This window comes from Streptomyces sp. Ncost-T10-10d (assembly GCF_900091955.1).
Lineage (GTDB): Bacteria > Actinomycetota > Actinomycetes > Streptomycetales > Streptomycetaceae > Streptomyces.
In genome coordinates, this window is the sequence record NZ_FMDF01000052.1 from 1 (window position 1) to 5,871 (window position 5,871).

Annotated in this window: 5 protein-coding genes; 4 read left to right on the plus strand and 1 reads right to left on the minus strand. The window is 69.0% G+C overall.

Annotation, left to right across the window (positions count from 1 at the left end; translation table 11 throughout):
- Positions 1 to 230: 230 nt before the first annotated feature.
- Positions 231 to 1,088: an IclR family transcriptional regulator gene (locus GA0115254_RS07320; protein ID WP_093894474.1), complete on the minus strand. Its 858-nt coding sequence runs from the start codon at positions 1,086 to 1,088 to the stop codon at positions 231 to 233.
- Between the two features lie 290 nt (positions 1,089 to 1,378).
- Here GA0115254_RS07320 and GA0115254_RS07325 point away from each other — a divergent pair, with 290 nt between their 5' ends.
- From GA0115254_RS07325 to GA0115254_RS07340, 4 genes are all read left to right on the plus strand, one after another.
- Entirely contained in the window at positions 1,379 to 2,749 is a 1,371-nt protein-coding gene (locus GA0115254_RS07325; RefSeq protein ID WP_093894475.1) for an aspartate aminotransferase family protein, read from the plus strand.
- Entirely contained in the window at positions 2,749 to 3,936 is a 1,188-nt protein-coding gene (locus tag GA0115254_RS07330; RefSeq protein WP_093894476.1) for a mandelate racemase/muconate lactonizing enzyme family protein, read from the plus strand. The genes GA0115254_RS07325 and GA0115254_RS07330 overlap by 1 nt, the downstream gene beginning before the upstream one ends.
- Positions 3,933 to 4,778: an amidohydrolase family protein gene (locus GA0115254_RS07335; RefSeq protein ID WP_093894477.1), complete on the plus strand. Its 846-nt coding sequence runs from the start codon at positions 3,933 to 3,935 to the stop codon at positions 4,776 to 4,778. Before GA0115254_RS07330 ends, GA0115254_RS07335 begins: the two co-directional genes overlap by 4 nt.
- Before the next feature lie 153 nt (positions 4,779 to 4,931).
- Complete coding sequence (locus GA0115254_RS07340; protein ID WP_093894478.1) at positions 4,932 to 5,771, plus strand: SDR family NAD(P)-dependent oxidoreductase; 840 nt, start codon at positions 4,932 to 4,934, stop codon at positions 5,769 to 5,771.
- The last annotated feature ends 100 nt before the right edge of the window (positions 5,772 to 5,871 follow it).

A 5,871-nucleotide genomic window follows, 5' to 3' on the forward strand; every position in this document is an offset into this window, starting at 1 on the left:
TGTGTGGGTGCGGAACGCTCATGCGGACTTCGCCTTCCGAGAAGTGCCGAAAATGAGGGAGCGTTCCTGCGGTGGACTGCCATGAGGCGGATGGCTGAAAAGGGTCCGGCCGTCGGATGTTCACGACGCGATGGGCAGGCGCCGGAAGCGAACCGGAAGGGGTGAATCGCCGATGACGAGTGAGCGTCACCGCGGTTGGCAGGGAACCTACGGCGGGTTACGCCGATCGGTCAAGACCCGAATTCGTCGGAATGCGACGCATCGGTGCCGGAGGTGTCGTCCTCCGCGTCGTCGACCCAGCCCAGCGAGACGCTGATCTGCCGCGCCGCCTCCCGTACCTGGCCGCCCAGTTCCTGGTAGCGCCAGGCCGGCAGGCCGAGCTTGAGGCCGGTGATGGAGATGGCTCCGGCGCACACCGAACGGTCGTCGAAGACCGGTGCTCCGATGCAGATGATGCCCTCGGCGTCCTCCTCGTCGTCCAGGGCGTAGCCGACCCGGGCGATGTCGCGCAGATGCGACAGGAAGGTGGCCGGGTCGGTGATCGTGCGAGACGTACGACGGGGCAGCCCGAACCGCTCGACGACCGCGGCGGCTTCGCTCTGCGGCACGGCGGAGAGCAGCGCCTTGCCCAGGCCCGTGCAGTGCGGCAGTTCGCGCTGCCCCATCCGCAGATCGAGCCGGACGCGCTGGTCGAGCTCGACCTGGTCCACGACGACCGCATGGCCGTCCTCGGGCACGGCGAGCCTGGACGCCATGCCGGTGGTCCGGGTGAGCTCGCGCAGGACGGGGTGGGCGACTCCGCGCAGGGACACCTGGGAGCGGGCCCGGTCGCCGAGCCGGGCCAGGCTCATACCGAGCCGGTAGCGGCGGTTCATGCCTTCGCCGTCGTCCGAGACGAGGCCGTAGGCGCGCAGGGTCTGGAGCATGCCGAAGGCGGCGCTCTTGGAGATGGAGCAGGCATGGCCGACCTCCGTGACGCTCAGGCCGTTCCCCTGTGCGGGGGCGGCGAGCGCCTCGAGGATGTCCGCTGCCCTGGCCACGCTCTTGACCCAGTACTTCGGTTCTTCTGGGGCAGCACTGTTCGTCATAGCAGAACAGCCTAGTGCCTCCAGGGGGCCGGGTTGCGTTTTTCTGTGAAGAAAGCCCGGGAACGGGCCTTCTGCTGTCCGAAAAGGGGTTGACCGGCCCTGGTGCCGCACGTAATATCCAGGAACTGTTCTGCTCTACAGAACAGTGTTCAGAAAAAGCGAAACCGCACCACCCAAGCACCACGGATCACCCTCTTCCTGCGGCGACTGCCGGGCGGATGGCGCCAGGGACTCACAGGCCGGGCAGGGCCTGCGAAAACCGACGACTCTCGACGCAAGGAGCAAGCGATATGAGTTCAGGCCCGGTAGGCAACGAATCCGGAGCCCGACTCGCCGAGCGCGCCCGCCAGGTCGTACCCGGCGGCGTGAACAGCGGTCAGCGCAGCGTTCCCGGACTGACCGACCTGGTCGTCACCGGAACCGACGGCGCACGGTTCCGTACCGCCGACGGACGCGAGTACACCGACTTCCACTCGGCGTTCGGCCCGCCGCTGCTCGGACACAACGACCCCGACGTGGCCCGCGCCACCGCCGAGGCCGGCGCCACCCTCGGCCACATGGGCGTCGGCGTCACCGAGGGCGAGGTCCTCCTCGCCGAACAGCTCACCGAGCTGATCCCGTCGATCGAGAAGGTGCTGCTCACCAGTACCGGCAGCGAGGCCACGTTCCACGCGCTGCGCGTCTCCCGCGCCGCCACCGGCCGCCGCCTCGTCGTCAAGTTCCAGGGCTGCTACCACGGCTGGCACGACGCGGTCAGCCTCAACGTCATCTCCGCACCGTCGATGGTCGGCAGCCACGACCCGATCTCGACCGGCATCCTGCCCGAGGTCCTCGAAGCCACCCTCGTCCTGCCGTTCAACGACAGCGAGGCCGTCCGCCGCGCCTTCGCCGAGCACGGCTCCGACATCGCCGCCGTCATCGTCGAGCCCGTTCCGCACAACGTCGGCGCGCTCCTGCCGTACCAGGAATTCCTGACCACACTGCGCGAGGAGACCGCCAGGGCCGGCAGTGTCCTGATCTTCGACGAGGTCATCACCGGCTTCCGCCACGACATCGGCGGCTGGCAGAAGATCTCCGGCGTCACCCCCGACCTCACCACCCTCGGCAAGGCCATCGCCAACGGCGCCCCCGTCGGCGCCATCGGCGGCCGCGCCGATCTGATGGACCTCTTCTCCACCCGCCCAGGCGCCCCCGCCTTCTTCGCCGGCACGTACAACGGCCACCCGTCCGTCGTCGCCGCCGCCCTCGCCACCCTGCGCAAGCTCCGCGAGGAGCCGGTCCACGAGCACGTCTTCCGCCTCGGCGACCGTGTCCGCAGCGAACTGACCGGACTGTACGAGCGCCTCGGCGTTCCCGCCGTCGTCACCGGTTACGGCTCCGTCTTCGTCAGCTACTTCATGCCGGGCGAGACCCCGCGTACCTACGCGGATCTGCTGAACAACGACGCCTCGCTGTTCGTCGGCTACCGCCGCAAACTCCTCGACCACGGCCTGTTCGAGCTGCCGCTCAACCTCAAGCGCAGCCACATCAGCTACGCCCACACCGACGCCGACGTGGACCGTCTGATCGAGGGCACCGAGGCCGCGGTCAAGGCCGTTCTCGCCGACGGCGGCGCGCGCGACCTGGAGAACACTTCCACCATGGGCGGAGCGACCCGCTGATGCTCACCGTCAACCGCACCCGCCCCGCAGGCCCCGCCGGACGCATCACCCGGGTCGAAACCCTGATGCTCGGCACCTCCTGGCGCGACTTCGGCTATGTCCGGGTCCACACCGACGAGGGCCTGTCCGGCATCGGCGAGATCACCCACCCCTACCGGGTCCGCGAGGTCTGCGCACTCACGGAGGCCCTCGCCCAGCGCCATCTCATCGGTGCCGACCCCTTCGACATCGAGGAAGTCTGGCTCCGTGTCTACCAGGGCGACTTCCTGCGCGGCGGCGACATGGGCGGCGTCGCCCTGTCCGGTCTCGACCAGGCGATGTACGACCTGATGGGCAAGGCGCTCGGCGTCCCCGCATACCGGCTGACCGGCGGCGCCTGCCGGGACGACGTACGCGTGTACGCCAACGGCTGGTACACCGGCGAGCGCGAGCCCGAGGTCTTCGCAGCCAAGGCCAAGGAGACCGTCGCGAAGGGCTTCACCGCCCTCAAGTTCGACCCGTTCGGCCCCGGACTGCACGAACTGGAGCGTGCCGAACTGCGTCGCTCCATCGACCTCGTGGCCGCCGTCCGCGAAGCCATCGGGCCGGACGTCGACCTGTTCATCGAAGGCCACGCGCGGTTCGCCATGCCGACCGCCGCCCGACTGGTGCGCGAACTGGAACCGTTCGACATCGGCTGGTTCGAGGAGCCGATGCCCTGGACCCATATCGAGCGCTACGCGGAGCTGCGCCGACGCGCCGCGTTCCCGATCTCCGGCGGCGAGCACTTCCACAACCGCTACGATTACAAGCAGCTCTTCGCCACCGAAGCGGTCGACATCATTCAGCCCGACCTCTCGATGGCCGGCGGCTTCACCGAGGTCAGAAAGCTCGCCGCGATCGCCGACACCCACGGCATGCTCGTGGCCCCGCACAACTCCAACTCGCCGCTCTGCACCACCGTCTCGGTGCACGCGACGCTCGGAATCCCCAACTTCAAGATCCTCGAAACCTTCGACGGACTCCTTGAGGACTACGTCTTCGACGCCCTCAAGGGCACCCTCCCGATCGTCGACGGCCACATCGGACTGCCGACCGCACCGGGACTCGGCGTCGAGCTCGTCGACGAGGTCTTCGAGGAACACCCGCCCAGCCACCGCTTCTGGAACATGTTCGCGGACGGCTGGGAGAAGCGGAACCGGACATGATCGTCGACGTCCACTCGCATCTCTTCCGGCACAGCCACGACTTCACCGACCCGTTCAAGTCCGACTCCGCCCGCGCCCACGCGGGCGAGGTCGACCTCACGGTGAAGTGGGAGGAGTACGCGGCAACGGCACCCGAGGGCACCCGCACGATCGTCGTCGGCGGCAAGGCGCGGCGCAGCGGCCTCTGGGTCGACGACAACGCCGTGGCCTCATACGCCGGACAGCACCCCGACCGGCTGATCGGCTACCTCTCTCTCGACCCCACCCAGCCCGGCTGGCAGGAAGAACTCCGTTACGGCCACCAGGAACTGGGTCTGCGCGGCATCAAACTGATGCCGATGTACGCGGGCTTCGACCCGGCCGCCGAGGAGTACGACGAGCTGTACGGCTACGCCGAACGGCACGGCCTTCCGCTCCTCGTCCACACCGGCACGACCTTTGTGTCGAACGCGCCGCTGGAATGGGCGATGCCCCGGCACCTGGACGCAGTCGCCATCCGGCACCCCGAACTGCGGATGGTTCTCGCCCACCTCGGCCACCCCTTCGAGGGTGAGTGCATCGCGGTCATCCGCAAGCACCCGCATGTGTACGCGGACATCAGCGCCCTGCACTACCGGCCCTTCCAGCTCTGGCACAGCCTCCGGCTGGTCCAGGACTACGGGGTCTTCGACAAGCTGATGTTCGGCAGCGACTACCCGTTCACGACGGTCGACGACTCGGTGAAGGGGCTGCGGGAGATCGCCCGCATCCCCGGTATCCCCGGACTGCCGCCGCTGGATGCGGACGCGGTGGAGGAGATCATCCACCGGCCGTCGCTGGACCTGCTCGGGCTGAACGGCTGACCCGGCCGTCCTCACAGACCTGCCGGTACGGCGCACGGGTCGCCCCTCGTCACCCGGGCGCCGTACCGGCAGCCGGGCCGCCGCGCTCCCACCCTGTGTCCCCGCGCGGCGGCCCACCCTTCTCCGTACCTCTCCGCCTGGAGGAACCCCGCCATGACCGCAGCCGTCCCGCCCCGCGGCAGTGACCGCTTCGACCTGACCGGCCGCACCGCGGTCGTGACCGGGGCCGCCCGGGGTCTCGGCCGGTCCTTCGCCGTCGGGCTCGCCGAGGCGGGTGCCGATCTGGTTCTTGTCGACCTGCCCGGTGCCGACGGCGTCGCCGAGACCGCGGCGGCCGTCGAGGCGCTCGGCCGACGGGTCCGCACCTACGGACAGGACCTCGCGGACATCGACGCGCTGCCCGGCTTCGTCGATGCCGTACGCGCCGAGGCAGGACCGCTGCACATCCTGGTCAACAACGCGGGGACGGCGGCACTGGAACGCTTCAACGAGATCACCCCCGCAAGCTGGTCGCACATCATGCGGGTCAACGTCGACGCCGTCTTCTTCCTCAGCCAGCACATCGCCGAACACATGACAGCGGACTCCGTCGCCGGCCGCATCATCACCATCACGTCGAAGAACGCCCTGGTGGCGGAGGCGGGCCTGGCCCACTACAACGCCTCCAAGGCCGCCGCCCAACTGCTCACCGAGACCCTGGCGGTCGAACTGGCCCCGCACGGCATCACCGCCAACACCCTTGCCCCCGGCATGGTCGAGACCCCCATCGACGGCGAATTCCCCTTCGACCGGGAGGCCTTCGAGTCCGCGTACCGCGAGCGCATCCCGCTCGGCAGGTACGCACAGCCCGACGAATGCGTGGGCGCACTGCTGCTGCTCGCCTCGGACGCCGGGGCGTACCTCACCGGGGCGCGCATCGTCGTCGACGGGGGAGTGCTCGCCGACCAGATGCCGCGCATGCGATTCATGCCGCCGTACCGCAACACGATCTGACCGCGACCGACCGGTCCTCATCGAGCACGCATCGACAACGCGAGGAGTACCTCCGCCATGTCCGTCCATGCATCGTCCCCAGCCAAGCCCTCCGCTTCGT